The organism is Hydrocarboniphaga sp. (assembly GCF_028291725.1).
In the GTDB taxonomy this organism is placed as follows: Bacteria; Pseudomonadota; Gammaproteobacteria; order Nevskiales; family Nevskiaceae; genus Hydrocarboniphaga.
Genome location: NZ_JAQGNT010000074.1, coordinates 1 through 23,997 on the forward strand (window position 1 = coordinate 1; position 23,997 = coordinate 23,997).

Consider the following 23,997-nt stretch of genomic DNA (forward strand, 5'->3'; position numbering starts at 1 on the left):
TGGCGGTAGCAAGTACGGCGTCGCTCGATCCACATCCACAAACCGCTGCGCCATCGCTTCGTCCTAGGTCCGTTTCTATCGACATTGCTCAGGCAAAATTAAGGCCGATAATCCGACAGGCTCCTAGGAAGGTTGAAACCCAATCTAACCACAACCCAGTTCAATAAGCATGTATACCTGCTACGCTTATTTCAACTGCCATGTGAGCGCGCCATAGAGATCCGGGATGTACCTAACTGATATCTATATTGAGAACGTAGGTCCGCTTCGCAATCTTAATCTTCAGCTTGCTGTGGCCGGCGACCCTAAGCCGTTCTTGTTAGTAGGAGCGAACGGGGGAGGAAAAACAAACTTCCTATCAATCATCGCCGATGCCATATTCGAAGCGGAGACTGTGCACTATAACGATGTGGTGCCGACTCAATCGGCCGTAAGCAGGCCATGGTTTCGCGTTATTGGGCCCGACACGATCTCTGCGAATGCCAGTGGGGCTCTTTCTTTACTCAAGTTCGAACACGAGGGGAGTTTTTATTTTTATAAGTCAAAAGGGGGAAAGCTAGTTGCCGCTGAGGCAATCGAGCGGCTGCCCGAAGTGTTCAAGGCACAAGCGTCGTGGCCCGACGACGGCAGTGTCAAAGAGCTTTCCATGCCGGATGAACAGGCAAAAAAAATATTTCAAGAAGGGGCATATCTCTTTCTGCCAGCAAGCAGGTCAGAGGTGCCTCATTGGCTCAACCGTTTGAGTGTGCGAGCTGACGAGTTCGACTTGGCGCCGCGCCTGTCAAAAGTGCTCGACAAACCGATTTATGTAGAGCGTGGTCTCGATCGACTGAAACAATGGATGATGTCGCTGCTTATCGATGCGAGGACCGACTTTCGACTCGTTCCGGGATTGGATAACCAGATGGTTCCGCTCGCAGTTGGCGATATTCAATACGCCACAAGCCAACTCAAGATTTGGCAATCGCTCAATCAAATACTAGGAAAGATCCTTGGGGACCAATCAGCTAGATTCGTTTGGGGTGGTCGCCAGGTTGGCCGACTCGGATTCTCCAAAACAGGAGTCGAAAGACCACTGCCTTTAGACGCACTATCTGCTGGTCAAGCCTCGCTACTCACCATATTTGGAACACTCGTCAGATATGGTGACGGGCATCCGGCCCAAGCCGACCCTATCCGCATCACTGGAATCTGCATCATTGATGAACTCGATGCACACATGCACGTCGATCTACAACTCCGAGCGCTGCCCGAACTAATCGCTTTATTCCCAAAGGTTCAGTTCTTACTATCAAGTCACTCCCCTCTTTTTGCGCTCGGGATGGAGCGAAAGTTCGGAAGCAACGGAGTGCATATTGTTGATCTCCCATCAGGCTCTAATATTCCAGCAGAGGCATACGCTGAGTTCGGACGAGCCTTGGACGCTTTCCATAACACGCAGGCATTTGCGGATGCAGTTGTTGCCGCTGCGAATGGCCCTGGAAAGTTACTAGTTTTGGTAGAAGGCGAGACCGACCCCGAGTATTTGAATATTGCAATGGATCGTCTAGGCCGTGGCGCCCTTAAGGAAGCAGTGGAGATCTGTTGGGTTGGCGCAAAGGATCCAAGGAGTGGACAGGGCTTTCATACTGGCAAGGACGCGCTCAATGCGACCGCCAACGTGCTCAAAGCAAAGCCAGAGCTGGCTCGTCGCAACGTTCTGCTTCTTTACGACAATGACACGAATAAGCCAGATGAAACAGTGAGCCGCCTTTTCATTCGATCGATGCCCACAAATTCTTCCAATCGAATTATCGAGTCTGGTATAGAAAATCTTCTCCCTGAAGCGCTGATTTCTCAGGACGTATTTCAAACGAAAGAGTCGAAGAAAAAGAATGGAAATAGCGTTACTACGCGAAATCTAGACAAGAGCAAGTTGTGCGCGTCCGTATGCCGCCTTGATGACGCTAGTCTGTTTGCCGGGTTCTCAGGCGTCATAGATATTATTGAGAAAGTTGCGCTTGAGTCGAGTGCGAGCGTCCCGATGGCTGCAAGCTAGGCATCCACCGGGTCGGAAGTTTGATCGTCCGCTTCTTGCACCTTACCGCCATCGGGGCAGCAGCGAACGGCAGCTATTGATGTCATGGATACGCTCTGACCGGATCAAGCTCAGGCCGATCAGGATCGAGGAAAACGACTGATCGTCAGAAATGCCAATCGGTGATCAACAGAAGGAGCATGCGCATCGGGCGGCTCGCCGCCTTTCCGAAGATGTGTAGATACCGATGGCCTGCGGGAGAGAGCCGATTTTCCGTTAGTGGGTGGCATTCCAGCTGGGCCCGCGTCAGCGAATGTGACGTACTTCCGTGACGCCGAAAGTTATTCATTCCATCTTTTCGTCGAAGCCGCCGTGGGGCGGTATGGCGGGAGAACGGCATGAACAATCGCGACGAGCGCCGCTATCAGCGGCTCACCAGTGTGCAGACTTTCGGGCAGGAACGCGCCGGCGATTTTCCACCCGGTTTCAAGGGCGCCCAACTGTTGAGCCAGCTCGATCAGTATCTTGTCGATTTGAATGCCGCCAAGGCCGCGCAGATGCCGGACCGCATCAGTAAACGCCCGCTGCTCAAGGCGCTCGACACCGACTGCAGGAACATCGCCCGCACCGCCCGCGCCATCGGCCTCGACGACCCGAGCTTTGCGGCGCCTTACCAAATGCCCGACAAGCCCGGCGAAACGCCTCTGCTGACGCACATCGACGCCATGCTGGCGCGCCTCGAAGATCAGGCCGACGATCCCGCCGACACCCTGGCGGCCAAGGCCGCATTGCGCGCGCGGTTCACGAGCTACGAAATCGCAGCGGATTTCGTGCAGACCCTGCGCCAGCACAGCGACGCCCTGCGCGCCGCCAGCCGTGTGAACCAGGGCGAAATCCAGGGCGGCGTCGAGAACACCATGCGCGTCGGCCAGATCCTCGATGCCGCCGGTGACACTATCCAGCAATTCGACGCGATCGTGACCAACAAGTACGCCCTGGAGCCGGAGAAGCTGCGCGCCTGGCGCACCGCGAGCCGCATCGAGAAAGCGCCGCGGCGGACCAGAGCGAGCGCGGCCGGCAGCGCCGGAACGCCATCGGCCGCGTTCCCGTCGGCCTAGACCCGCATAGACCCCAATCACTGCCAACGCATGAGAGCCCCGATATGAGCAGAGAACTTACCGTGCAGGATGTCGACGTATCCGAGCTTGCGGATATCGACAACACCATCACCACGCTGCATCGCAAGTTGACCGCCCTTGCGGAAAAGCTCGCGCGGCGTGAGCGTTTCGTCTACGGAGCGCTCACTGAGCGATACGAGGCGTATTGCCACAGCGCTTTGACCGAACTCGCCAAGAACCCGGACCTGATCCCGGCCGAAGCGGAGCTTCCGGAACTGCTGGAGGTCTTGACGCTGGCCAGCTGCCTGCGGGCCAGCTTCGGCATGCTGGGCGAAATGGACAAGCTGACGCTGGAAATCGAGGAGACCATAGGCGGCGATCTTCTGGCCGCCGCGATCGACGCCCATGTGATCCTGAATGTGGCCGAGCGCGAGCATGACATTCCGCCCTTGCATGAAAAGAATCCGATTCGGCGGACGACCGGCGAACACGTTCAAATCGGCAAGACGCGGCACTGAGGAGAAGCGTCTGTTACTGCTTGCAAGGAGCTATAACCATGAAGTGTCCAGCTTGCGGGGCAGCGGAACTGGTGCATGACACCCGCGACCAGCCGTACATCTACAAAGACGAATCGACAGTAATCCCGGCCGTGGAAGGCGAGTATTGCCCGGCTTGCGGCGAGGCCGTCATCGGAATGGCCGAGGGCGTGCGCACCGGCGTTTTGATGCAGGACTTCAACAAGCAGGTGAATGCCGCAATCGTCGATCCGGAATTTATTGCGCGGGTTCGCAAGAAGCTCGATCTGGATCAGCGCGAAGCCGCTGCGGTTTTCGGTGGGGGCGTCAACGCCTTCTCGCGGTACGAAAGCGGCAAAACCAAACCGCCTTTGGCGTTGGTGAAGCTGCTTAAGGTTTTGGATCGTCACCCTGATCTGTTGTCCGAGGTCAAAGCAGCCTGAGTCGCTCGGGGCGTGCCATCAGGGCGGAAGGACATGAAAAAAGCCCTCCACGACTTCCGTCGGGAGGGCCTTTTCACATCAGCGTCAGCCTTACGCCGGAATCGCCTCGATCGCCTTGCGCAGCTTCTTCATCGCCGCCGATTCGATCTGGCGGATGCGCTCGGCCGAGACGCCGTACTCGTCCGCCAGTTCCTGCAGCCCGGCCTTCTGGCCCTCTTCCGACAGCCAGCGGCGCGCCAGGATCGTGCGGGCACGGTCGTCGAGCGCGGCCAGCGCGTGCTTCATCGTCGTTTCGCGCTGCTCATGCCAGCCGGCGTCCTCGATATCGGTGTAGCTGCTGTCCTCGGTCGCCAGGTAATCCTCGGGCACGTAGCTGCCTTCGTCGCTGCTGTCGTCGGAGGTCGCGCTGAAGCTCATGTCGTGGCCGCCGAGGCGCGATTCCATCTGCAGCACTTCTTCGGGCTTGACCTTCAGATCGCGCGCAATGGTTTCGACCTCAGCCTGCGACATCCAGCCGAGGCGGGTCTTCTGCGAGCGCAGGTTGAAGAACAGCTTGCGCTGCGCCTTGGTCGTGGCGATCTTGACGATGCGCCAGTTCTTCAGCACGAACTCGTGAATCTCGGCCTTGATCCAGTGCACCGCGAACGAGATCAGGCGCACGCCCACGTCCGGGTCGAAGCGCTTGACCGCCTTCATCAGGCCGACATTGCCCTCCTGGATCAGGTCGGCCAGCTGCAGGCCGTAACCCATGTAGCCGCGGGCGATATGCACGACGAAGCGCAGGTTGGACAGCACCAGCTGCTGCGCCGAGCCCAGGTCCTGCTCGTCGTGGAGTTTGCGGGCGAGCCGCGTTTCTTCCGCCGGGTCGAGCAGCGGAATGCGGCTAACCGATTGAATATAGGCTTCAACACTGCCGGACAGAGGCGACAGCGCTGCCTGCGGACGCAGTTTCAGGGCAGTGGATGTCGTGGTCGTCATGGCGGTAATCCCCTTGGCCTCGCGGCTTGATCTACGGCTGCAGCCAGGATGCTGGCAGTCGCATGAGTAGAGTGCCAAGCCTACCCCAAGTTCCCAAAAATACTCTTTGGAATTACTAAAGCCGGCGATTGACGCAATCAATCGACCGCCAGCCGAAGGCGGCTTCGCCTCAATCCGGCCCCAGGCCGACTCGGACCACACCGTCGGCTTCCACCCAGGCCCGGTACATCAGGTGCGAGTTGAACGGCAGTACGACGTTGCCGTCCCGGTCGATCGCGATCAGGCCGCCGCGGCCGTTCTGTTCCCTTACGTCATCCAGTGCGGCCTGGGCTGCGCTTTTCAAGTCCTGGCCGGCGTAGGTGATCCGGGCGTGGATCTGGAAGCCGGCCGCGGCGCGGATGAAGCACTCGCCGGTGCCGGTGCAGGACACCGCCGCGCTGCGGTCGTCGGCGTAGGTGCCGGCGCCCAGGATCGGCGTGTCGCCGACCCGGCCGGGCCGCTTGTTGGTCAGGCCGCCGGTGCTGGTCGACGCCGCCAGGTGGCCCCGCGCGTCGCGGGCGACCGCGCCGACGGTACCGAACGCCGCGTCGTGGTCGAGCACGATGCTGCCGGTCCTGCGCGCCTGCTCGAGCTGGCGCACGCGTTCCTCGATGATGAAGTAGCCCGGATCGACTTCCGGCAGGCCGAGTTCGCGGCCCAGCGCTTCGGCACCAAGCCCGGCGAACAACACGTGCGGGCTGCGCTCCATCACCGCGCGCGCCAGCCTGACCGGCGAGCGGCTGCGGCTGACGCCGGTGACACCGCCGCCGGCGCGGCTGCGGCCGTCCATGATCGCGGCGTCGAGCTCCGGCACGCCGTCGGCATTGAGCACCGCGCCGATGCCGGCGTTGAACAGCGGGCAGTCCTCGAGCAACTCCACCACGCGCTCGACGACGTCGACGGCAGAGCGGCCTTGCTTGAGCCAGGCCAGGCCTTCGGCGGCGATGCGCGCCAGGGCTGCGCGGTGCTCGGGCTGGTCGTTAGCGGCACCGGGAGCGGGGTCGCCAGCGCCGCCGTGCAGGGCGAGTCGGATCATGGGGATTGGGCTGAAAGAATGGGCGACTACTGTAGCGCAGCTGGATTTGCAGCTGGATTTCGCCACTGTAGGAGCGGCTCTTAGCCGCGATTGTGTCGGTGAGGTTTCAATCGCGGCTAAGAGCCGCTCCTACACGCCGGCAACGCGCGGTAGTGGCAAACTGCAGGCCGCGATTTCACCGGAGTCCGGCATGAGTTCTGCTCTGAAGCTGCCCGAGAACGTCCAGCAGCAGCTGTATCCCGATGCCGGGGCAGCGGCACAGGCGCTGGCCGACGCCGTCGCCGGCTTGTTGCGCGAGGCGCTAAGCGCGCGTCCGCTGGCCTCGCTGATGCTGTCCGGCGGCAAGAGCCCGATCCCGTTTTTCCAGAAGCTGTCGCTGCAGGATCTGGACTGGTCGCGCGTCTGCGTCGGCTTGGTTGATGACCGTTGGGTGGACGCCAATGATCCCGACAGCAACGAGCGGCTGTTGCGCGAGCACCTGCTGAAGAACGCTGCCGCGAGCGCGCAGCTGGTGCCCTTGAAGAACGCGCAGCGTGAGCCGGAGCAGGGCGTGGACGAGGCTGAGAAGCTGGTCGCCGCAATCCCGCGGCCGTTCGACGCGCTGGTGCTCGGTGTCGGCGACGACGGCCACACTGCCTCGCTGTTCCCCTGCGCCACTGAGACGCCAGCGGCGATGGTGTCCAGGCGCCTGGTCGCGGCGACGCGGCCGCAGACCGCGCCGCATCCGCGCATCACGCTGACGTTCCCGACGATCCTGGATTCCCGCGCGATTTTCGTCGCCATCGGCGGCGAGTCCAAGCGTGCGGTGATCGAGCGCGCGGTCGTGCTGAATCCGCCGCTGCCGATCGGCGACGTGCTGCTGCAGAGCACCGCGCCGGTGCATGTTTACTGGTCGCCATAGGCGACACAGCCCCGCCACACAAGGAAATCGCATGCGTCGCAACCGTAACGCCAAGATCGTCGCCACGCTCGGCCCGGCGAGCACCAGCCGCGAAGTCATCGAGGCGCTGTTCCGCGCCGGCGCCGATGTGTTCCGTCTGAACTTCAGCCACGGCGCGCATGAGGACCACCGCGCGCGCTTCGACACCATCCGCGAGATCGAGAAGGATCTGGGCCGGCCGATCGGCATCCTGATGGATCTGCAGGGTCCGAAGCTGCGCATCGGCACGTTCAAGGACGGCCCGGTGAATCTGGTGGCCGGCGCGGCGTTCCGGCTCGATCTGGATCGCGACGCCCCCGGCGATATCGATCGGGTTGCGCTGCCGCACCCGGAGATTTTTGCCGCGCTGACCGCGGGCACCGACCTGCTGCTCGACGATGGCCGCATCCGGCTGCGGGTCGAGCGCTTCACCGATCGCTATGCGGAGACGCGGGTGCTGACCGGCGGCAAATTGTCCGAGCGCAAGGGCGTCAACGTTCCGGGCGTGACCTTGCCGATTTCGGCGATGACCGAGAAGGATAGACGCGATCTCGACTTCGGCCTTTCGATTGGCGTCGACTGGATCGCGCTGTCGTTCGTGCAGCGGCCCGAGGACATCGAGGAAGCCAAAGCGATCGTGCAGGGCCGCGCCGGTATCGTCGCCAAGCTCGAGAAACCGGCGGCGATCAATCACCTCGACGCGATCGTCGCGGCGGCCGACGCGGTGATGGTCGCGCGTGGCGATCTGGGGGTGGAGATGCCGGCGGAGCAGGTGCCGGCGATCCAGAAGCGTATCGTCCGCAGCTGTCGCCGTCAGGGCAAGCCGGTGATCGTCGCAACGCAGATGCTGGAGTCGATGATCACCGCACCGGTGCCGACGCGCGCCGAAGCCTCCGACGTCGCCACTGCGATCTACGATGGCGCCGACGCGGTGATGCTGTCGGCCGAATCGGCAGCCGGCCAGTACCCGATCGAGGCGGTACGGATGATGGACCGCATCATCGACCAGACCGAGACCGATCCGTATTACCGCGACTTGATGGAGGCCTCGGAGACGCCGCCGCAGGCCGACATCGCCGGCGCGATCGGCTACGCGGTACACCGCGTGGCGGGCCTGCTGCAGGTGGCCGCGATTGTCGCCTATACCAACTCCGGTTCGTCGGCGTTGCGCGTCGCGCGCGAGCGGCCGCGCGCGCCGATCATCGGCATGACGCCGGAAGCCGGCACCGCGCATCGCCTGGCCCTGGTCTGGGGCGTGCACTCGGTGATGACGGCCGATGTCGGCAGCGTGACCGAGATGACCAACTTTGCGAGCTGGGCGGCGTGCGAGGAAGGCTTTGCGCGCAATGGCCAGACCATCGTGATCACCGCCGGCCTGCCGTTCGGCGCGGCCGGCACGACCAACCTGTTGCGGGTGGTGCAGATCGGGGCGAGTCCAAGCCGTAGCTGAACGGTCGCACGGCAGAACATTACGCAGGACCGGGAATGGATGCCCGCTCCAAGATTTCGATACGCACGGCGCTTCGTGCTGGCGACCCGGGACATATCGTCTTTCTTCACGGCACGCTCTACGCGGCCGAGCGGGGCTGGGATCACACCGTGGACGCTTACGTCGCGGCGGACAAGAAAAAGCCCGATGAGCGTTAACTCATCAGGCTTTTTCATGAAACATCCACCAATAATTGGTGGGCCCGGAGGGATTCGAACCCCCGACCACCTGGTTCGTAGCCAGGTACTCTATCCAGCTGAGCTACGGGCCCGCAAAAACTTTTGCAGGTACTGCGGGTACCGCGACAAGAAGAAACCCGCTTCTTGCTGCCAATGCAAACTGGCGGAGAGAGAGGGATTCGAACCCTCGATAAGGCTATAAACCCTATACGCCCTTAGCAGGGGCGCGCCTTCGTCCACTCGGCCATCTCTCCGAATGCCGATGGGCTATGCGTCTGCCGCCGGCGAGGGCGCGCATTGTAGCGACCCAGGCCCGGCCGGACAAGCACTTGCCGATGTTTTTCGCCGACCAACGGATGCTGAACCCGCCTACCGAGTCATGCGTCAGCGAGCCTGCGGTGAAAACTGCTTTTTAGCCGTTGACGACCGCGGGCAGTTCTTCGTTCTCACGACGAATCCGCTCGAAGATTTCTTCCCGGTGCACCGGGGTGTCCTTGGGCGCCTTGATGCCCACACGCACTTGATTGCCTTTGACGCCAAGGACCGTGACCGCCACGTTGTCCCCGATCATCACCGTTTCGCCGACCCGCCTGGTCAATATCAACATGTCTGCTCTCCAGCATCCGTTCTGTAAGTTTCCGACGGCAGCGATGGCTTCACCAGAATGCGCAACAGCCTATTGCATATTGCGCGGTCTTGGTATAGCGGATCAGGATTTTGCCTGATCCAGCTCAAACGCCCGGTGCAAGGTCCGTACCGCCAACTCCAGATACTTGTCCTCGATAACGACCGAAATCTTGATTTCTGAAGTCGAGATCATCTTGATGTTGATGCCCTCGACTGCCAGGGCCTTGAACATCTTGCTCGCAATGCCGGCGTGGCTGCGCATGCCGACACCGACCAGCGAAACCTTGACGATATCGGTGGCGGTGCGCACGCCCTTGGCGCCGAGTTCCACTGCCAATGCCTTGACCACGTCGCTGGCGCGCTCGTAATCGTTCTTGTGCACGGTGAAGGTGAAGTCGGTGGACCCGTCGGCGCCGACGTTCTGCACGATCATGTCGACTTCGATATTGGCGTCGCCGACCGGGCCGAGAATCGCAGCGGCGATGCCGGGGCGGTCGGGCACGCCGGCGATGGTGAGCTGGGCTTCGTCACGATTGAACGCGATGCCTGAGATGAGTGCGTCTTCCACATTCCCTCCGGGGGAATCTTCCTCTAGCGTGATCAGGGTGCCGGGGCCGTCGACGAAGGTCGAGACTACGCGCAGCGGGACTTTGTACTTGCCGGCGAACTCGACCGAGCGGATTTGCAGCACCTTCGAACCCAGGCTGGCCATTTCCAGCATTTCTTCGAAGGTGATCTTGTCGAGCCGGCGCGCCTTGGGCTCGACGCGCGGGTCGGTGGTGTAGACACCGTCGACGTCGGTGTAGATCTGGCACTCGTCGGCCTTCAGCGCCGCGGCCAGCGCGACGCCGGTGGTGTCGGAGCCGCCGCGGCCCAGCGTGGTCACCGCGCCGGTCTCGTCGATGCCCTGGAAGCCGGCGACCACCGGCACGATGCCGGCGGCGAGGTCGGCCAGCAGGCGCTCGGAATCGATGCTGGCGATGCGCGCCTTCATGTGCGCGCTGTCGGTGCGCAGCGCCACCTGCCAGCCGGTGTAGGACTTGGCGGGCACGCCGGCCTTGATCAGCGCCAGTGCCAGCAGGCCGATCGTGACCTGTTCGCCGGTGGCGGCGATCTGGTCGAATTCGCGCTCGCTGCCGCGCGGGTCGATCGACTTGGCCAGCTTGAGCAGGCGGTCGGTTTCACCGGACATCGCTGACACGACGACGACGATCTGGTGACCGCGCGCGCGCCAGCTGGCGACCTTGTTCGCGACATGCTCGATGCGCTCGACCGAGCCCATCGAGGTGCCGCCGTATTTCTGGACGATCAGTGCCATGGGGTTCTGCTTTGATTCCTCTCTATTGGAAGACGTAGGTTGGGGTGAGCGCAGCGAACCCCAAGGTTCATGCGCGCCGATGTTGGGGTTCGCTGTGCTCACCCCAACCTACAAAAACGGGGTTCAATTGCCGAGTTTGGTCGCGACCCAGGCTTCGACGCTGGCCAGCGCGGTGTCGAGATGCTCGGGCTGGGTGCCGCCGGCCTGCGCCATGTCGGGCCGGCCGCCGCCTTTGCCGCCAACCTGCTGCGCCACCAGATTCACCAGCTCGCCGGCCTTGACCTTGGCGGTCAGGTCCGCGGTGACGCCGGCGATCAGGCTGACCTTGCCGGCACCGGCTGCGCCGAGCACGACGATACCGGAGCCGAGCTTGTTCTTCAGCTGGTCGAGCAGTGTGCGCAGCTCGTTGCCTTCCACGCCTTCGAGTTTGCTGACCAGCAGCTTGGTGCCGGCGATGTCCTTCGCCTGCGTAACCAGGTCCGTGCCCGCGGCGGAAGCCAGCTTACCCTTCAGCGCGCTCAGCTCTTTTTCGAGCTGACGGCTGCGATCCAGCAGCTGCTCGATCTTGTCGGCGAGGTCGTCGCGGCCGGCGCGCACCAGATCGGCCGCCTGCTTGTACTTGGCCTCCAGGCCGCCAACATAGGCCAGCGCGTTCTCGCCGGTGATCGCCTCGACACGGCGCACGCCGGCAGCGACGCCGGACTCGCTGGTGATCTTGAACAGGCCGATGTCGCCGGTGCGCGTCACATGCGTGCCGCCGCAGAGTTCGGTGCTGTAGTCACCCATTGCGAGTACGCGCACTTCGTCGCCGTACTTCTCGCCGAACAGCGCCATCGCGCCGGATTCGATCGCCTGGTCGTACTTCATCAGCGTCGCGCCGACCGGCACGTTCGCCAGCACCGCGCGATTCACGCGCTGCTCGATGTTCTTGATCTCGTCGGCCGAGAGCGGCGCGCCGTGGCTGAAGTCGAAACGCGTGCGCGTCTCGTCAACCAGCGAGCCTTTTTGCGCGACGTGTTCACCGAGCACTTCGCGCAGCGCGCGATGCAGCAAGTGCGTCGCCGAGTGGTTGCGCTGAATCGCATGGCGCAGGGCTTCGTCCACCGCCGCACTGACGATCTGTCCGGTGCTCAAAGTGCCGGCTTCGAGCTTGCCGCGATGGCCGTAGCCGCCGGAGCCGACCTTGATCGTGTCGAGCACCTCGAAGCGCGAATCGCCGGACGACAGCGTGCCGCGATCACCGACCTGGCCGCCGCCTTCGGCATAGAACGGAGTCTGATCGAGCACGATCACTGCATCAAAGCCAGCGCTGAGCGAGGCGACTGCTTTGCCATCCCGATAGATCGCGGTGATCTTGGCCTTCTCGTGCGTCAGCGCATCGTAGCCGTGGAACGTGCTGGCTTCGCCTTCATGCTTCAGATCGTCGCCGCCGCCGAACTTGCTGGCCGCGCGTGCGCGCGTGCGCTGCGCTTCCATCTCCTTGTCGTAGCCGGCCTCGTCCAGCTGCAGTTCGCGTTCGCGCGCGATGTCCGCCGTCAGATCGAACGGGAAGCCGTAAGTGTCGTACAGCTTGAACACGACGTCGCCCGGGATGGTCTTGTCGCCGCCGAGTTTGGCGATCGCTTCTTCCAGCAGCTTCATGCCCTTGTCGAGCGTGATCGCGAAGCTTTCTTCCTCGCCCTTGATGGTCTTTTCCAGCAGCGCCTGCTTGGCTCGCAGCTCCGGATACGCCTCGCCCATAACCTCGGCCAGCGGCGCGACGAGCAGATAGAAGAACGGCTCGTTCAAGCCCAGCTTGTAGCCGTGGCGGATCGCGCGGCGCATGATCCGGCGCAGCACGTAGCCGCGGCCTTCGTTGGACGGCATCACGCCGTCGCAGATCAGGAACGAGGTCGAGCGGATGTGATCGGCGATGACCTTCAGCGAGGCCGAGGAATTCGGTGCGACCTTCGCCAGCTTCGCGGCCGCCGCGATCAGCGTCTTGAAGATGTCGATGTCGTAGTTGTTGTGCACGCCCTGCAGCACGGCGCTGATGCGTTCCAGGCCCATGCCGGTGTCGACGCTGGGCTTGGGCAGCGGCTCCATGCTGCCGTCCTTGGAGCGCTCGAACTGCATGAACACCACGTTCCAGATCTCGATCCAGCGATCACCGTCTTCCTCCGCGGAACCGGGCATGCCGCCCCAGATTCCCTTGCTGCCGTCGGGATCGTGGTCGTAGAAGATTTCGGTGCAGGGCCCGCAGGGGCCGGTGTCGCCCATGCTCCAGAAGTTGTCGGACGCGTACGGCGCGCCCTTGTTGTCGCCGATGCGGATGATGCGGTCCGCCGGCACGCCGATCTGCTGGTTCCAGATTGCGTAGGCCTCGTCGTCGGACTGGTACACGGTCACGCACAGACGCTGCGGATCGATGCCCAGCCAGTCCTTGCCGGTGATGAAGTCCCAGGCGAAGTGGATCGCGTCCTGCTTGAAGTAATCGCCGAACGAGAAGTTGCCGAGCATCTCGAAGAAGGTGTGATGGCGCGCGGTGTAGCCGACGTTTTCCAGATCGTTGTGCTTGCCGCCGGCACGCACGCAGCGCTGCGAGCTGGCCGCACGCGTGTAGGGGCGCTTGTCGCGGCCGGTGAACACGTCCTTGAACTGGACCATGCCGGCATTGGTGAACAGCAGCGTCGGGTCGTTGCCCGGCACCAGCGGCGACGAGGGCACCACGGTATGGCCTTGTTGCGCGAAGAACGACAGGAACTTTGCGCGCAGTTCGTTGCTGTTCACTGGACCCGAGCCGGAAAGAAAAGGGCCGCATCATAGGTCAGAAAGCCTAAGTGCCGCTAGGTTTTAGCGGGGTTTCGGGCTCCGCTGCCGCGGTCCCCGTTCCTCCCGAGTAGCGGGCGAAGACCGCGTATCGAAGGATATGGCCGCGGCTGGGTCCCTCGATACGCCTCGCTTCGCAAGGCTACTCGGGAAGACCGGGGAGTCGTTATTCGTCTTCTTCGTGCTTTAGCAGCCGCGAGATCGTTGCCGAGTCGAAGCCGCGGCCCATCAGGTAGCGATATTGCTTCTGGCGTTCCTGGGCATCGCGGGCCGGTGTTCGGAAATGGCGCTTCCAGACCCGTTGGATGAGCTCGTCCCAGTCGGTCCCGGCGGCATCCATCGCCGCACGGATCGCCTCGGCGCTGATGCCGGCGACGCGCATTTCGGCCTCGATCCGCAGCGGACCATGCCCCTGGCCGACACGCGATTGCACCAGCATCTCGGCATAGCGCTCGTCGCTCTGCCAGCCGGACTCTTTGAGCCCGTCGACGATCTCGCCGGCGCTTTCGGCTTCGACGCCGCGAGCGCGCAGCTTGGATTGCAGCTCGCGAGCCGAGTGTTCGCGCCTGCCGAGCAGCCGCAGCGCCGCATCACGCGCCTGCGGGGCTTCTAGCGGAGTCTTGGTTCTTCGCTGCATCGTGCCTGCCTCGTGTCCGCCCGCGCGGTGGCTGGCGGTCCGTGGCGGATTGTCCCACACCGCCTGCCCGCCGACGCCGGGCTGCGACCGGGGGCTCGGCTATACTCGATCGCAAGCTTTTTCAACAGGCTCGAACCGCCAATGGTCGATGTCGTCGTATTCGGTGCCCTGGCGGCTTCAGAGGTCGCCACGATCTATCTCGAAGCGCATTCCGGGCACCGCGTCGTCGGCTATACCGTGGACGCGGCCTACCGCAATACCGACGAGTTCCTTGGCCGGCCGCTGGTGGACTGGGAGACGCTGGAACAGCGTTTTCCGCCCGATCGGTTCAGCCTGTTCGGCCCGCTGAGCTATCGCCGAATGAACCAGCTGCGCCGTGATCGCTATTTCAGCGGCAAGGCCAGGGGCTACGATTTCATCAGCTTCGTGCATCCCAGCGTCGAAACGCTGGGAGTCGAAATGGGCGAGAACTGCTTCGTCTGTGGCGGCGTGCTGATCGAGCCCTGCACGCGCATCGGCAACAACGTGATGATCTGGAGCAATGCGCACATCGGCCATCACTCGACGATCGGCGACCACTGTTTTATCGGCCCCGGTGCCGGCATCGGCGGCTCCTGCACCATCGGCGAGATGAGTTTCCTCGGCCCGAAGGCCGACGTGATGACCGGTACCCGCGTCGGCCGCGCCTGTTTTTTCGGGCCAAGGGCGGCGATCCGCGAGGACGCGGCCGACGGCAGCGTATTCCCCGGCAGCGATGTGACGCCCAAGGCCGCCTACGACAGTCGCCGTCTGGCCCGGCATGTCTGAAGCCGAGGCGCCATCGGGCCCGGCTGCACTGGTCAGGGCGGATGCCTTGCTGGGTGAGGGCCGGCTGAAAGCCGCGATGCGCGCGCTGGAGTCGTCCGGATGCAGCCAGGGCCTGCTCGGCGACGCGCTGCAGAAAGCGCTGCGCGCGAGCCGCCTGGAAGTCAAAGGACAGCCGGCACTGGCGATGGAGCAGTTCACCGAGCTGAGCCGCTCGCCGCTGCCGCTGCCGGGCATGCTGCGTGCGACGGCGCGCTTTTTCCAGGCGCAGGGGCAGGCCGATCTGGCACTGGCCTGTCTCGGCCGGGCGCGGCTCTGGGGGCACGACTACTTCGACGATCTGCGCGATCCGCGCGCCGCCGGCCCCGGCGCGCTGCAGGCATTGAAAGCGCGCTTCGATGCCGCCAGGGAATTCGATCAGCGCTGGCCTTACCGGATCAAGCAGGCCCTGCTTGCGTTCCTGAGCGTGGACGACGCCGCGGCCAGTTATGCGCTGCTGTTCGCGGATCGCGGCGTGGCCGAGTTGGCGCGCCTGCCGCTGCTCGGTCTGCGCGAATACTCATTGCAGCGAGGCGCGACATATCATGAGTTGGTGGCGGCCGCCGTGCTTGAGCTGCCGATGCCGGCGATCGCAGGGCGCAGCTTGCCGGTGACGGTGACGGTGACGGTGACGGTGCCTGGCCGCGCGCAGTTTCACGCGGTGCTCGAGGATGCGGTCGTGACCGCGCGATCGAGCCTGCTGCAGGTTGGCGATGCGGTGCTGTTCGACTATCAGGACGGCGAACTTGAGGCGATCCCGATCGAATGGAGCCGCGATCCGCTGGCGATCGACGTCGTTGGCGAGCAGATCACGATCGCCCGGCTCGGGCCGGCACCGGCAGCGCTCGCCGAGGCGATCAACCTGGTCGGCCGCACCTCGTTCGCCTTCGGTCACTGGGCCGGCGAATACCTGTTGAAGCTGCTGGCGCTGCAGCCGTCAGGCGTCGGTCCGCAGGTGCCGGTGCTGATCGACGCCAGCATGCCGAAAGCCCATCGCGAGGCCGTCGAGCACATCGGTGGAGGCCGGCCGATCATCGAACTGCCGGCGCTGAGCTCGTTGCGCGTCGCCAGGCTCTGGGTCGCCTCGACACCGACCTACGCGCCGCTGTTTCCGCTGCTGACGCCGGGCGGCACGATTCCGTTCGAGCGCCTGTGCCCGAACGGCGCCTGGTTCGCCGAGCTGGCGGCGCGGATGCCGCCGTCGACATTCGCTCCGGACAGCAGTCGTAGCCGGCTATTTCTGGCGCGGCGGCCGGAACGCCATCGACGCATGGAGAATCAGCAGGAAATCGAGGCGCTGTGCCATCGCTACGGCTTTGCGACGGTGTACCTGGAAGATCACGGCTTCGACGAGCAGCTCGGTCTGGTCGCGCATGCGAGCCATGCGATCGGCCCCGCCGGATCGGCGCTGTGGTTTGCGTTCGCGTTCGGCAACCCGGCGCTGCGCTCGCTGATCCTGCATCCGGCCGATCTGGAAGAAACGCCGTCACTGACGGCCGGTGCGATCGCCCGCGGGCAGCAGCCGATCGTGATGCTCGGCGAAAATGTCGGCGAGACCGCGGCGATCCGTGGCAACGCTGATTTTCGCGTCGATATCGAGCGGGTACGATCCATACTCGATCAATGGGGTTTGCAGCCGGGAGCGAACGATGGCGGTTGATCCGGACAAGGTCGATGGCCGGCAGGCGCCGCGCCAGTTCGCCAAGCTGAGCTATGATCGCTTTCGCGAAATGGCGCAGGACCCTCAGCTGTCGGCCAGCGAAAAGATCGGCTATCCCGATCAGTTTCGTGACGGCTGTGAGCCGGCGATCTTCGCCGACTTCTGCAACAAGTTGCCGGCCTTGAACCGCCCAGGTGCGACCGTGCTGGACATCGGCTGCGGTTGCGGTGAATTGACACGGATGCTGATCGCGCATTGCCAGGCGCAGCAGCAGCGCCTGCTGCTGGTCGACTCCGACGAGATGCTGCAGCAGTTGCCCGGTGGCGGCGACGCGCTCAGAATCGCGGGCCGTTTCCCTGAGCAGCTGGCCGGCGCGCTAGGCGCCCAGCTCGGCGCCGGCGCGGACGCGATCATCTGCTACGGCGTGTTGCAGGTGGCATTCCTGGACGCCAATCCGTTCCGCCTGCTCGACGAGGCGATGGCACTGCTGGCGCCCGGTGGCGCGCTGCTGCTCGGTGACATCGCCAACGCATCCAAGCTACGGCGCTTTCTGTGCAGCGACGCCGGCCGCCATTTTCACAAGGCCTACATGCGCAGCGAATCCGATCCCGAGGTGCCGGCGTTCGCGCCGCCCGGTGATCGCATCGACGATGCGGTCGTGCTCGGCCTGATGCAGCGCGCACGCAACGCTGGTTTCGACGCCTACGTATTGCCGCAGCCGGCCGCCCTGCCGCTCTCGAACCGGCGCGAGGATCTGCTGGTGACGCGGCCGTGACAACGGCGCTCGTGACATTGGCGCTGCGATGAGCGCCACCGGCATCGTGCTGGAGCCTTACCGGGCGGAGCGTGCCGACGAATGGAATGCTTTCGTCGCGCGGAGCCGCAACGGCACGTTCCTGTTCGATCGCGGCTTCATGGATTACCACGCACAACGGTTTGCCGACGCGTCGTTGATGGCCGTGCATGACGCTCGCCTGATCGCGCTGCTCCCGGCGCACCGCAGTGGCCGCGATCTGCTCAGCCATGGCGGCCTCACCTACGGCGGCTTCGTCGTCGATTCCGAGGGCGGCATGCTGCAGATGCAGGCGCTGTTCGCATCCTTGCTGCAGTGGGCAGCCGGCGAGGGTATTGCCCGGGTGCTCTACAAGACCGTGCCAGGTCTCTATCACCGGCTGCCGAGCGAGGACGATCGATATGCGCTGTTTCGCTGCGGCGCGAGCTTATGGAAGCGGGATCTGCTGTCGGTGATCCCGCCGGATGCGAGCGCCGCGCGCAGCACCCTGCGGCAGCGGATGCTGAAGCGCAGCGCCGGTGATCCTGATGTCGCTATCCTCGACGATGCGCCCTGGTCCTCGTTCTGGCCCCTGCTCGAGCAGGTGCTGGACCAGCGTCACGGACAGCGGCCGGTGCACAGTCTCGAAGAAATCCAGCTGCTGGCGAGCCGGTTCCCGAATCGGATTCGACTGATCGTCGCCCAGCACAGCGGCAAGATTGGCGCGGGTGTCGTGCTGTTCGAAACCGATCGCGTCGTGCACGCGCAATACATGGCCGCGGATACGCAGGCGCGGCAGCTGGGGCTGCTCGATCGCGTCGTCTCGGTCGCGATCGATGCGGCTTGCTCCTCGGGCCGCTGGTTCGACTTCGGCATTTCCACCGAAGATGGCGGCCGTCATTTGAACGAAGGGCTGCTGCGCTGGAAAGAAGGTTTCGGCGCGCGCACGCTGGTGCATGATGCCTACGAGTTGTCCGTGCCGGGCATCGTCGATCCGAAGGCTTGAGGAGAAAGACTTAAGTGGCGACTGTCGACGACTGCCGGCTGATGGACATTCGCACGGTGTTCGATCACCGCGGCACGATCGCGATCGTCGAGTCAGAACTCGATGTCGGGTTTCCGATCCGCCGGGTCTATTGGACTTTCGACATCCCGTCGCAGGCGGTTCGCGCCGGTCATGCGCACCGCGCGTTGCAACAGGTCTATGTCGCGGCGTCGGGCTCGTTCGAAGTCCTGCTCGACGATGGCGAGCGGCAAAGCAGTATCCGGCTGTATCGTCCCGACCAGGGGCTATTGCTGGTGCCCGGTATCTGGCGCGAGATATCGCACTTCTCGTCCAACGCCTGCCTGCTGGTGATCGCATCCGAGCTGTACGACGAGGCCGACTACATTCGCGACCATGCTGATTTTCTCGCCGGGCGGACGGCATCGCGCTGACATGAGCGAGCACGGGATTCCGTTTCTCGATCTGCAGGCGGCGACGGCCGAACTGCGGCCGCAACTCGACCAGGCCTGGGCGCGCGTGCTGGATCGCGGCTGCTACGTCGGCGGCGACGAGGTCGAAGCTTTCGAGCGCGAATTTGCCGCGTCGGTAGCATCGCCGTTCGCGGTCGGAGTCGGCAACGGCCTGGACGCGCTCGCGTTCGCACTGCAGGCGCTCGGCGTGCGCGAGGGCGACGAAGTCGTCGTGCCGGCGCATACCTTCATTGCCACCTGGCTGGCCGTGCGCATGCTCGGTGCGACTCCGGTTGCCGCCGAGCCCGAGAGCGGCCGCTTCAATGTTTCGGCTCGCACCATCGAGCCCCTGATCGGCGCGCGCACGCGCGCCGTCGTCGTCGTGCATCTGTATGGTGAGCCGGTCGAGATCGAGCCGATTGCGGAACTGTGCAAGACACACCGTATCGCGCTGGTCGAAGACGCCGCGCAGGCGCACGGCGCGCGCCGCAACGCGAAGCCGGTCGGGGCCATGGGTGATGCCGCAGCCTTCAGCTTTTACCCGGCGAAGAATCTCGGCGCTCTCGGCGATGCCGGCATGCTGACCACGGCGAGCGAGCCGGTGCGCGAGCAGGTCTGCCGGCTGCGCAACTATGGAGCGCTCGCAAAATACGAGCACCGGATCGAAGGCCGCAACTCGCGCCTCGACAGCCTGCAGGCCGCGCTGTTGCGCGTGAAGCTGCAGGCGCTGCCGGAATGGAATCAGCGCCGACGATGCATCGCCGCGCGGTATTCGCAGGATCTCGCCGGCATCGACGGTCTGGAACTGCCGCAGACGCTGCCCGGCAACGAGCCGGTCTGGCACCTGTATTCGATCAGAACCTCGCGCCGTGACGAACTGGCGCGCTTTCTGGCAACAACCGGTATCGAAACGATGCTGCATTACCCGGCTGCGGTGTACCGCACTCCGCCGTTCGCCGCATTCGGCCCGGATCGGATCACCGACAGCGACCGCATCGCCAACCAGCAACTGAGCCTGCCGATGGGGCCGCATCTGAGCGAGCTGCAGGCCGGCAACGTGGCCGATGCGGTGTATCGCTACTTCCGCGGCTCCGCGCGGCCGAGAGCATGAGCATGAAGATCACGGCTCTGGTGGGCGTCAAGGACGAGGTCGAGCTGATCGACGCCTGCGTCCGCCATCTGCGCAGCATCGGCGTCGGCCAGATCATCGTCTTCGACGTCGGCTCGACCGACGGCACCATCGAACGCCTGCAGGAACACGCAGGCCTGCCGGATCTGAAGTATTTCGTCATCGACGATCGCCAGGCCGATGCGATGCAGCGCGCCAACCAGATCTATCGCGAAGTGCTGGGCGGCAGCGATGCGGACTGGGTGATCTTTCTGGATGCCGACGAGTTCTGGATTCCGGCAACCGGCGATCTGCGTGTCTGCGCCGAACGTGCCCAGGCCGACGTGCTCAGCGTGCGCCGTTTCAATGTGCCGGTCACCGCGTCGGGCGCCTTGCTGCCGGATGCGCTGCAGCCTTCACGCTACGGCGAACTGCAGCTGTTCGTGAAAAAGGTGCCGAATCTGCGGGCGCGGCTGAAGGACGAGGAAGACAGCATGGCCTGGATTCGCGGCGTACCTCGCCCCAAGGCGATGGCGCGGCGGCGCATGATCGCCGGCGTCGCCCAGGGCGGGCACGACGTCATCACGCCGCCGAACGTCGATGCGAGCCGCTGCTGTCCGCTCGATCTGCTGATCGCCCATGTGCCGTTTACGACGAGTATGCGTTTCGCCCGCAAGCTCGGCAATATTGGCGAGTACTTCAGGCAGCGCGACGCCGAAGGCAAGGGTGAAGAGGCTCGCGCCTGGCATTGGCGCCGTTGGAACGAGTTGTCGGACGAGGCGGCGATGCAGGCCGAGTTCGATCAGCAGCTCTTCTCCGATCGTCGCATCGGCAAGCTGCGCGAGCGCGGCGTGATCCGCTCGGCTGCCGAGATGCTGCTGGTCCGCTGAGGCTCATTTTTCTCCAAGCTTGTGACGTAGGTCTTGGTGAACACCTCAGAGCATATGCTACTGTCCCTGGGCTATTTCCATAATCAGCCGGGGGGTTTACAAATGAAGTCAGTAAAAATGGTAATTGCTGTGGGCGTTGCTTTTTTGTCGGTTGGTCTGTCGAACCAGGCCTATGCGTTTAATCCGAGCGTCAAGACGGTCGGCGTCGCGCCGCAAACCTTTTTTGGGGGCGAGGTTCAGGAGTCGACAGTATCGGTCGCTGGATCTACGACTGGAATTTATGATTTCGAGCCGGGCATTCCCGCCGTATTTCAAACCTATGAAATAGACCTGAGCACCGGCACCAATGACGGCACTTCATATGGCCTGAGCGAGACGCATGTCGTGCAAACCAAAGTCAAGATCATCGCCGGGGAACTGACCAAGGTGGCGACGATTTCGCAGGATGTGACGATAACCCAGATCAGTAACAATCAGTTTCAGGTGGACGTGGCTCCCAGCAAGACCGTGACTGTGAACCTCGGCACCGAGGGCTTTCTGGACCTCACTGGGTATGCGGCCCAATTTCAGATGCAGGGCAACTCAGGCGCTGGGTCGACGATGAGTATGCGGTTTTTCCTGCATAGCGAGGCTAGCGCAGTTGATGGCAGTGTTGCGGGCGTCAAGCTGAAGACGATCAGCTGTCAAAACAAGACGAGCGGCCAGACGGTCGATGCCACGGTCGATGGCAACTATGCTTCCTGGGATTGCGAAGCTGCCGGTTTGCTGGTCCAGCCGCAGGATCAGATCGTCGAGAAGTTGAACGGCATCGCTTACTGAGCTACACGCTTACGGTCGGGTCGATGCCCGCATCGTCGTTTACGGCCCGACAGCCAGCGGTAGTGCCGGCTGTCGGGCCGTTTTCATGTCTTCATGTCGTTGGGATGGATTCATTTTTACAGCGACTTTGCCTCAAGGAATACACGGATTGTCTTGACGATTTGCTTGATCGTTGGCAGCCCAAGATCCGGCGCCATCGGCAGGCCGAGCAGTCTTGGCGCCAGGTTTTCGGTCATCGGCAAGGCATCGCGGCCGATATCGTGCAGCACCGGCTGCTGCTGCAGCCCGAGGCCGTACCACAGACGCGATTCGATGCCGGCGGCGCCGAGTGCGGACGCAATTGCCGTGGATTCGGCCGCGTCACGACATTCCATCACCGCATAGTTGCTGGCGATGTCCGGCCCCAGATGCAGCGGCCGCTGTATATCGGCAGCGGCGAAAGCCTCGCGGTAGCCGGCGTTGACGGCGGCGTAGTCGGCGATGCGCTGTGGCCAGTCATCGAGGCAGGCAAGCCCGACCGCGGCGTGGTACTCGCTCATCTTGCCGTTGATGCTGGCGGTGCGGCTTTCGCGGCTGCCCATGAAGCCGAAGTTGAGCGTCTGATACGCCTTGCGCAGGATGTCCGGATTGCTGTTGAGCAGCGCGCCGCCTTCGCCGGTCGCGAAAACCTTGGTCGCGTGGAAGCTCAGTGCCACCGGAATCTCGCCGACGTAGCGGGCGGAATCGCGCAGCATCGCTTCGATACTCGCGGCGCCGTCGATGACCACCGCGATGCCGGTCTGCTGCTGGAACTTCAGCCAGCCTTCGATCGGTACCGGGCGTCCCAGCGGCGCGACCGGCATCACCATGCCGACCTGGCCGAGCAGGGGATGATCGAGCAGGCGCTGTGGGTCGAGCTGCCAGCTGGCCTGGTCGATATCGACCAGGTGCGGCCGATAACCGCATTGCTGCAGCGCCGAGGCGGTGCCGATGAAAGTGTAGGCGGGGCACAGCGCGTAGGGCCGCGCCGAGTTCGCGCGGCCCGATGTCGCCAGGATGCCGCCGACCAGCGCCGATGTGCCCGAGTTCGCGGTCAGCAGATAGGCATTGGACAGCTTCAGCGCCGAGCGCAGCCGTGCTTCCAGCTCTTCTGCCAGCGGGCCGTGATTGGAATACAGGCGCGCGACATCGATGCGCTGCAGATAAGGCAGCAATTGGGCGGCCGTCGGCAGCAGCGGGCGGAATGCTGGGACGATCTCCGCAGGCAGCAGGCTGTCAGCCTTTCCGGCCATTGTGCTCACCGCGTTTGGCCAGTTCGATGGCGCATTGGGCCGCCTGCAGTTCCTGGCGGTAAAAATATTCGCGCACGCGATGGCTGGCCGGGCTGGGCCGCCCGCGCTTGCGGAAGATTTCCGTCGGATGATCCAGTGTCCAGGCACGCAGCGTGCGATGGCGGAACACGCTTTCCCAATGGGCCGGGAAGCGGTATTCGCCGGTGAATTTGTAACCGCGCGAGTTGGTCATGTAGACGCAGCCGCCTTTCACCGTGTGCCGGTCCAGCAGCGCGATGTAGTGATCGACCAGCGGCTGCGACATTTCCTGGAAGCTTTCGATGTTGATGCTCAGCTCGAACTCATCGTCCGCCAGCGCCTGCGCGGCGCGCCATGCCGGCACGATCAGGAAATCGACATCGGCGATTGCGGCGCGATCCTGTCCGAGATAAACCGAGACCTTCTTTTCAGGGAACCGGCGCCGTAGATACTCGTGGCAATACATCAGCGAGGCAGGAACCGCGTCGACATTCACGTACTTGAGGTTGCGGTATCCGGCGAGGCTGAAAAACTCGGGAATGCGGCCGAAGCCTCCGCCGATCTCCAGCAGGCGGGCACCCTGGTTCGGCAGCGGGCAGAACGCGGTGATCAGCGAAAAATCGACCAAGCTGTTCCAGTCCAGCACCCGCCAGTGTGCAGCGGCCAGCGTGCTCGGAGGGACGCCGGTCAGCATGCCGCTGTGGTCGATTGCCTGGGCGAATTCGATAGCCTGGCGGAAGCGCTTCGCGTATTCGCCACCCGCGGCGGCCTGTTCCACGAACGGCATCTGGCCGATGACGCCGCACCAGTCGTCGAGCAGGCCCGACATCGGGCCGCAGGCTACCTGCTCGGGCAGCATCCAGCACTCGGCCGGTTTCAGGTCGCCGCCGTGCTGCTCCATATCGGAGATCAGCCGGCGCAGCAGTTCCGGATCGGCCTCGACCTCGAAACGGTCCGCGGCCCAGCGCGGAAGCGTGACGGGCCCGCCGCGCCGCGCCGGGTCCTTTGCAGCCGCTCCCCCAAGCGGCGGCATCGCGA

At 63.7% G+C, this 23,997-nt stretch carries 23 protein-coding genes and 2 tRNA genes; 15 read left to right on the forward strand and 10 right to left on the reverse strand.

Going from position 1 to position 23,997, the window contains the following annotated elements:
- Positions 1-226: 226 nt before the first annotated feature.
- The 4 genes from JWQ90_RS20165 (at position 227) to JWQ90_RS20180 (ending at position 4,093) form a co-directional block, all read left to right on the forward strand.
- Positions 227-2,038, forward strand: a complete 1,812-nt coding sequence (locus JWQ90_RS20165; RefSeq protein ID WP_299696819.1) for an AAA family ATPase — start codon at positions 227-229, stop codon at positions 2,036-2,038.
- A 377-nt stretch (positions 2,039-2,415) separates the two neighbouring features.
- Positions 2,416-3,135: a hypothetical protein gene (locus JWQ90_RS20170; protein ID WP_299696820.1), complete on the forward strand. Its 720-nt coding sequence runs from the start codon at positions 2,416-2,418 to the stop codon at positions 3,133-3,135.
- Positions 3,136-3,197: 62 nt separating this feature from the next.
- Complete coding sequence (locus JWQ90_RS20175) at positions 3,198-3,653, forward strand: hypothetical protein (protein ID WP_299696821.1); 456 nt, start codon at positions 3,198-3,200, stop codon at positions 3,651-3,653.
- Between the two features lie 38 nt (positions 3,654-3,691).
- Entirely contained in the window at positions 3,692-4,093 is a 402-nt protein-coding gene (locus tag JWQ90_RS20180; RefSeq protein WP_299696822.1) for a type II TA system antitoxin MqsA family protein, read from the forward strand.
- A 90-nt stretch (positions 4,094-4,183) separates the two neighbouring features.
- On the opposite strand, the gene rpoH is transcribed toward JWQ90_RS20180, so the two are convergent.
- Both rpoH and JWQ90_RS20190 read right to left on the reverse strand, forming a co-directional pair.
- Entirely contained in the window at positions 4,184-5,071 is an 888-nt protein-coding gene (gene rpoH / locus JWQ90_RS20185; protein WP_299696824.1) for an RNA polymerase sigma factor RpoH, read from the reverse strand.
- Between the two features lie 169 nt (positions 5,072-5,240).
- Positions 5,241-6,146: an isoaspartyl peptidase/L-asparaginase family protein gene (locus JWQ90_RS20190; protein ID WP_299696825.1), complete on the reverse strand. Its 906-nt coding sequence runs from the start codon at positions 6,144-6,146 to the stop codon at positions 5,241-5,243.
- 190 nt (positions 6,147-6,336) lie between these two features.
- On the opposite strand from JWQ90_RS20190, the gene pgl reads away from it, so the two are divergent.
- Genes pgl through JWQ90_RS20205 form a run of 3 tightly spaced genes read left to right on the forward strand, consistent with a single transcriptional unit; the run spans position 6,337 to position 8,712 of the window.
- Positions 6,337-7,047: a 6-phosphogluconolactonase gene (gene pgl / locus JWQ90_RS20195; RefSeq protein ID WP_299696826.1), complete on the forward strand. Its 711-nt coding sequence runs from the start codon at positions 6,337-6,339 to the stop codon at positions 7,045-7,047.
- Between the two features lie 31 nt (positions 7,048-7,078).
- Complete coding sequence (gene pyk / locus JWQ90_RS20200; RefSeq protein ID WP_299696827.1) at positions 7,079-8,515, forward strand: pyruvate kinase; 1,437 nt, start codon at positions 7,079-7,081, stop codon at positions 8,513-8,515.
- 35 nt (positions 8,516-8,550) lie between these two features.
- On the forward strand, positions 8,551-8,712 hold the full coding sequence (locus JWQ90_RS20205) for a hypothetical protein (protein WP_299696828.1): 162 nt from the start codon (positions 8,551-8,553) through the stop codon (positions 8,710-8,712).
- A gap of 36 nt (positions 8,713-8,748) precedes the next feature.
- Here the strand turns inward: JWQ90_RS20205 and JWQ90_RS20210 are convergent.
- The 6 genes from JWQ90_RS20210 to JWQ90_RS20235 form a co-directional block, all read right to left on the reverse strand.
- A tRNA-Arg gene (locus JWQ90_RS20210) sits at positions 8,749-8,825 on the reverse strand.
- A 69-nt stretch (positions 8,826-8,894) separates the two neighbouring features.
- A tRNA-Ser gene (locus JWQ90_RS20215) sits at positions 8,895-8,987 on the reverse strand.
- Positions 8,988-9,145: 158 nt separating this feature from the next.
- The gene (gene csrA, locus JWQ90_RS20220; RefSeq protein ID WP_299696829.1) at positions 9,146-9,340 is read right to left on the reverse strand and encodes a carbon storage regulator CsrA; all 195 of its coding nucleotides are present in this window, start codon (positions 9,338-9,340) and stop codon (positions 9,146-9,148) included.
- A 102-nt stretch (positions 9,341-9,442) separates the two neighbouring features.
- Positions 9,443-10,678, reverse strand: a complete 1,236-nt coding sequence (locus JWQ90_RS20225) for an aspartate kinase (RefSeq protein ID WP_299696830.1) — start codon at positions 10,676-10,678, stop codon at positions 9,443-9,445.
- Positions 10,679-10,801: 123 nt separating this feature from the next.
- Positions 10,802-13,447, reverse strand: a complete 2,646-nt coding sequence (gene alaS, locus JWQ90_RS20230; protein ID WP_299696831.1) for an alanine--tRNA ligase — start codon at positions 13,445-13,447, stop codon at positions 10,802-10,804.
- Between the two features lie 205 nt (positions 13,448-13,652).
- On the reverse strand, positions 13,653-14,123 hold the full coding sequence (locus JWQ90_RS20235) for a regulatory protein RecX (protein WP_299696832.1): 471 nt from the start codon (positions 14,121-14,123) through the stop codon (positions 13,653-13,655).
- A gap of 141 nt (positions 14,124-14,264) precedes the next feature.
- On the opposite strand from JWQ90_RS20235, the gene JWQ90_RS20240 reads away from it, so the two are divergent.
- The 8 genes from JWQ90_RS20240 (at position 14,265) to JWQ90_RS20275 (ending at position 21,670) form a co-directional block, all read left to right on the forward strand.
- Positions 14,265-14,930, forward strand: coding sequence for an acetyltransferase (locus JWQ90_RS20240; RefSeq protein ID WP_299696833.1), 666 nt, complete (start codon positions 14,265-14,267; stop codon positions 14,928-14,930).
- Positions 14,923-16,626 carry a glycosyltransferase family 61 protein gene (locus tag JWQ90_RS20245; protein ID WP_299696834.1) on the forward strand — a complete coding sequence of 568 codons (1,704 nt, stop codon included), beginning with the start codon at positions 14,923-14,925 and terminating at the stop codon, positions 16,624-16,626. Before JWQ90_RS20240 ends, JWQ90_RS20245 begins: the two co-directional genes overlap by 8 nt.
- Positions 16,616-17,401 (forward strand): methyltransferase, encoded by a 786-nt coding sequence (locus tag JWQ90_RS20250; protein ID WP_299696835.1) that lies wholly within the window; start codon positions 16,616-16,618, stop codon positions 17,399-17,401. The genes JWQ90_RS20245 and JWQ90_RS20250 overlap by 11 nt, the downstream gene beginning before the upstream one ends.
- Before the next feature lie 28 nt (positions 17,402-17,429).
- Entirely contained in the window at positions 17,430-18,404 is a 975-nt protein-coding gene (locus JWQ90_RS20255) for a GNAT family N-acetyltransferase (RefSeq protein ID WP_299696836.1), read from the forward strand.
- A 14-nt stretch (positions 18,405-18,418) separates the two neighbouring features.
- Positions 18,419-18,835 (forward strand): FdtA/QdtA family cupin domain-containing protein, encoded by a 417-nt coding sequence (locus JWQ90_RS20260; RefSeq protein ID WP_299696837.1) that lies wholly within the window; start codon positions 18,419-18,421, stop codon positions 18,833-18,835.
- Position 18,836: 1 nt separating this feature from the next.
- Complete coding sequence (locus JWQ90_RS20265; protein ID WP_299696838.1) at positions 18,837-19,964, forward strand: DegT/DnrJ/EryC1/StrS family aminotransferase; 1,128 nt, start codon at positions 18,837-18,839, stop codon at positions 19,962-19,964.
- Between the two features lie 2 nt (positions 19,965-19,966).
- Complete coding sequence (locus JWQ90_RS20270; protein ID WP_299696839.1) at positions 19,967-20,851, forward strand: glycosyltransferase family 2 protein; 885 nt, start codon at positions 19,967-19,969, stop codon at positions 20,849-20,851.
- A 102-nt stretch (positions 20,852-20,953) separates the two neighbouring features.
- On the forward strand, positions 20,954-21,670 hold the full coding sequence (locus JWQ90_RS20275; RefSeq protein ID WP_299696840.1) for a hypothetical protein: 717 nt from the start codon (positions 20,954-20,956) through the stop codon (positions 21,668-21,670).
- Positions 21,671-21,786: 116 nt separating this feature from the next.
- Here the strand turns inward: JWQ90_RS20275 and JWQ90_RS20280 are convergent, their stop codons facing one another.
- Together JWQ90_RS20280 and JWQ90_RS20285 are read right to left on the reverse strand one after the other, a co-directional pair.
- Positions 21,787-22,941: a DegT/DnrJ/EryC1/StrS family aminotransferase gene (locus JWQ90_RS20280; protein WP_299696841.1), complete on the reverse strand. Its 1,155-nt coding sequence runs from the start codon at positions 22,939-22,941 to the stop codon at positions 21,787-21,789.
- On the reverse strand, positions 22,925-23,992 hold the full coding sequence (locus JWQ90_RS20285; RefSeq protein ID WP_299696842.1) for a putative sugar O-methyltransferase: 1,068 nt from the start codon (positions 23,990-23,992) through the stop codon (positions 22,925-22,927). Before JWQ90_RS20285 ends, JWQ90_RS20280 begins: the two co-directional genes overlap by 17 nt.
- Positions 23,993-23,997: the final 5 nt, after the last annotated feature.

What these genes read in the sequence shown, in the direction of transcription:
- JWQ90_RS20165 (WP_299696819.1), top strand. Translation starts at nt 227, where the DNA reads ATGTACCTAACTGATATCTATATTGAGAACGTAGGTCCGCTTCGCAAT.
- JWQ90_RS20170 (WP_299696820.1), top strand. Translation starts at nt 2,416, where the DNA reads ATGAACAATCGCGACGAGCGCCGCTATCAGCGGCTCACCAGTGTGCAG.
- JWQ90_RS20180 (WP_299696822.1), top strand. Translation starts at nt 3,692, where the DNA reads ATGAAGTGTCCAGCTTGCGGGGCAGCGGAACTGGTGCATGACACCCGC.
- rpoH (WP_299696824.1), bottom strand. Translation starts at nt 5,071, where the DNA reads ATGACGACCACGACATCCACTGCCCTGAAACTGCGTCCGCAGGCAGCG.
- JWQ90_RS20190 (WP_299696825.1), bottom strand. Translation starts at nt 6,146, where the DNA reads ATGATCCGACTCGCCCTGCACGGCGGCGCTGGCGACCCCGCTCCCGGT.
- pgl (WP_299696826.1), top strand. Translation starts at nt 6,337, where the DNA reads ATGAGTTCTGCTCTGAAGCTGCCCGAGAACGTCCAGCAGCAGCTGTAT.
- pyk (WP_299696827.1), top strand. Translation starts at nt 7,079, where the DNA reads ATGCGTCGCAACCGTAACGCCAAGATCGTCGCCACGCTCGGCCCGGCG.
- JWQ90_RS20205 (WP_299696828.1), top strand. Translation starts at nt 8,551, where the DNA reads ATGGATGCCCGCTCCAAGATTTCGATACGCACGGCGCTTCGTGCTGGC.
- csrA (WP_299696829.1), bottom strand. Translation starts at nt 9,340, where the DNA reads ATGTTGATATTGACCAGGCGGGTCGGCGAAACGGTGATGATCGGGGAC.
- JWQ90_RS20225 (WP_299696830.1), bottom strand. Translation starts at nt 10,678, where the DNA reads ATGGCACTGATCGTCCAGAAATACGGCGGCACCTCGATGGGCTCGGTC.
- JWQ90_RS20235 (WP_299696832.1), bottom strand. Translation starts at nt 14,123, where the DNA reads ATGCAGCGAAGAACCAAGACTCCGCTAGAAGCCCCGCAGGCGCGTGAT.
- JWQ90_RS20240 (WP_299696833.1), top strand. Translation starts at nt 14,265, where the DNA reads ATGGTCGATGTCGTCGTATTCGGTGCCCTGGCGGCTTCAGAGGTCGCC.
- JWQ90_RS20245 (WP_299696834.1), top strand. Translation starts at nt 14,923, where the DNA reads ATGTCTGAAGCCGAGGCGCCATCGGGCCCGGCTGCACTGGTCAGGGCG.
- JWQ90_RS20250 (WP_299696835.1), top strand. Translation starts at nt 16,616, where the DNA reads ATGGCGGTTGATCCGGACAAGGTCGATGGCCGGCAGGCGCCGCGCCAG.
- JWQ90_RS20255 (WP_299696836.1), top strand. Translation starts at nt 17,430, where the DNA reads ATGAGCGCCACCGGCATCGTGCTGGAGCCTTACCGGGCGGAGCGTGCC.
- JWQ90_RS20265 (WP_299696838.1), top strand. Translation starts at nt 18,837, where the DNA reads ATGAGCGAGCACGGGATTCCGTTTCTCGATCTGCAGGCGGCGACGGCC.
- JWQ90_RS20270 (WP_299696839.1), top strand. Translation starts at nt 19,967, where the DNA reads ATGAAGATCACGGCTCTGGTGGGCGTCAAGGACGAGGTCGAGCTGATC.
- JWQ90_RS20275 (WP_299696840.1), top strand. Translation starts at nt 20,954, where the DNA reads ATGAAGTCAGTAAAAATGGTAATTGCTGTGGGCGTTGCTTTTTTGTCG.
- JWQ90_RS20280 (WP_299696841.1), bottom strand. Translation starts at nt 22,941, where the DNA reads ATGGCCGGAAAGGCTGACAGCCTGCTGCCTGCGGAGATCGTCCCAGCA.
- JWQ90_RS20285 (WP_299696842.1), bottom strand. Translation starts at nt 23,992, where the DNA reads ATGCCGCCGCTTGGGGGAGCGGCTGCAAAGGACCCGGCGCGGCGCGGC.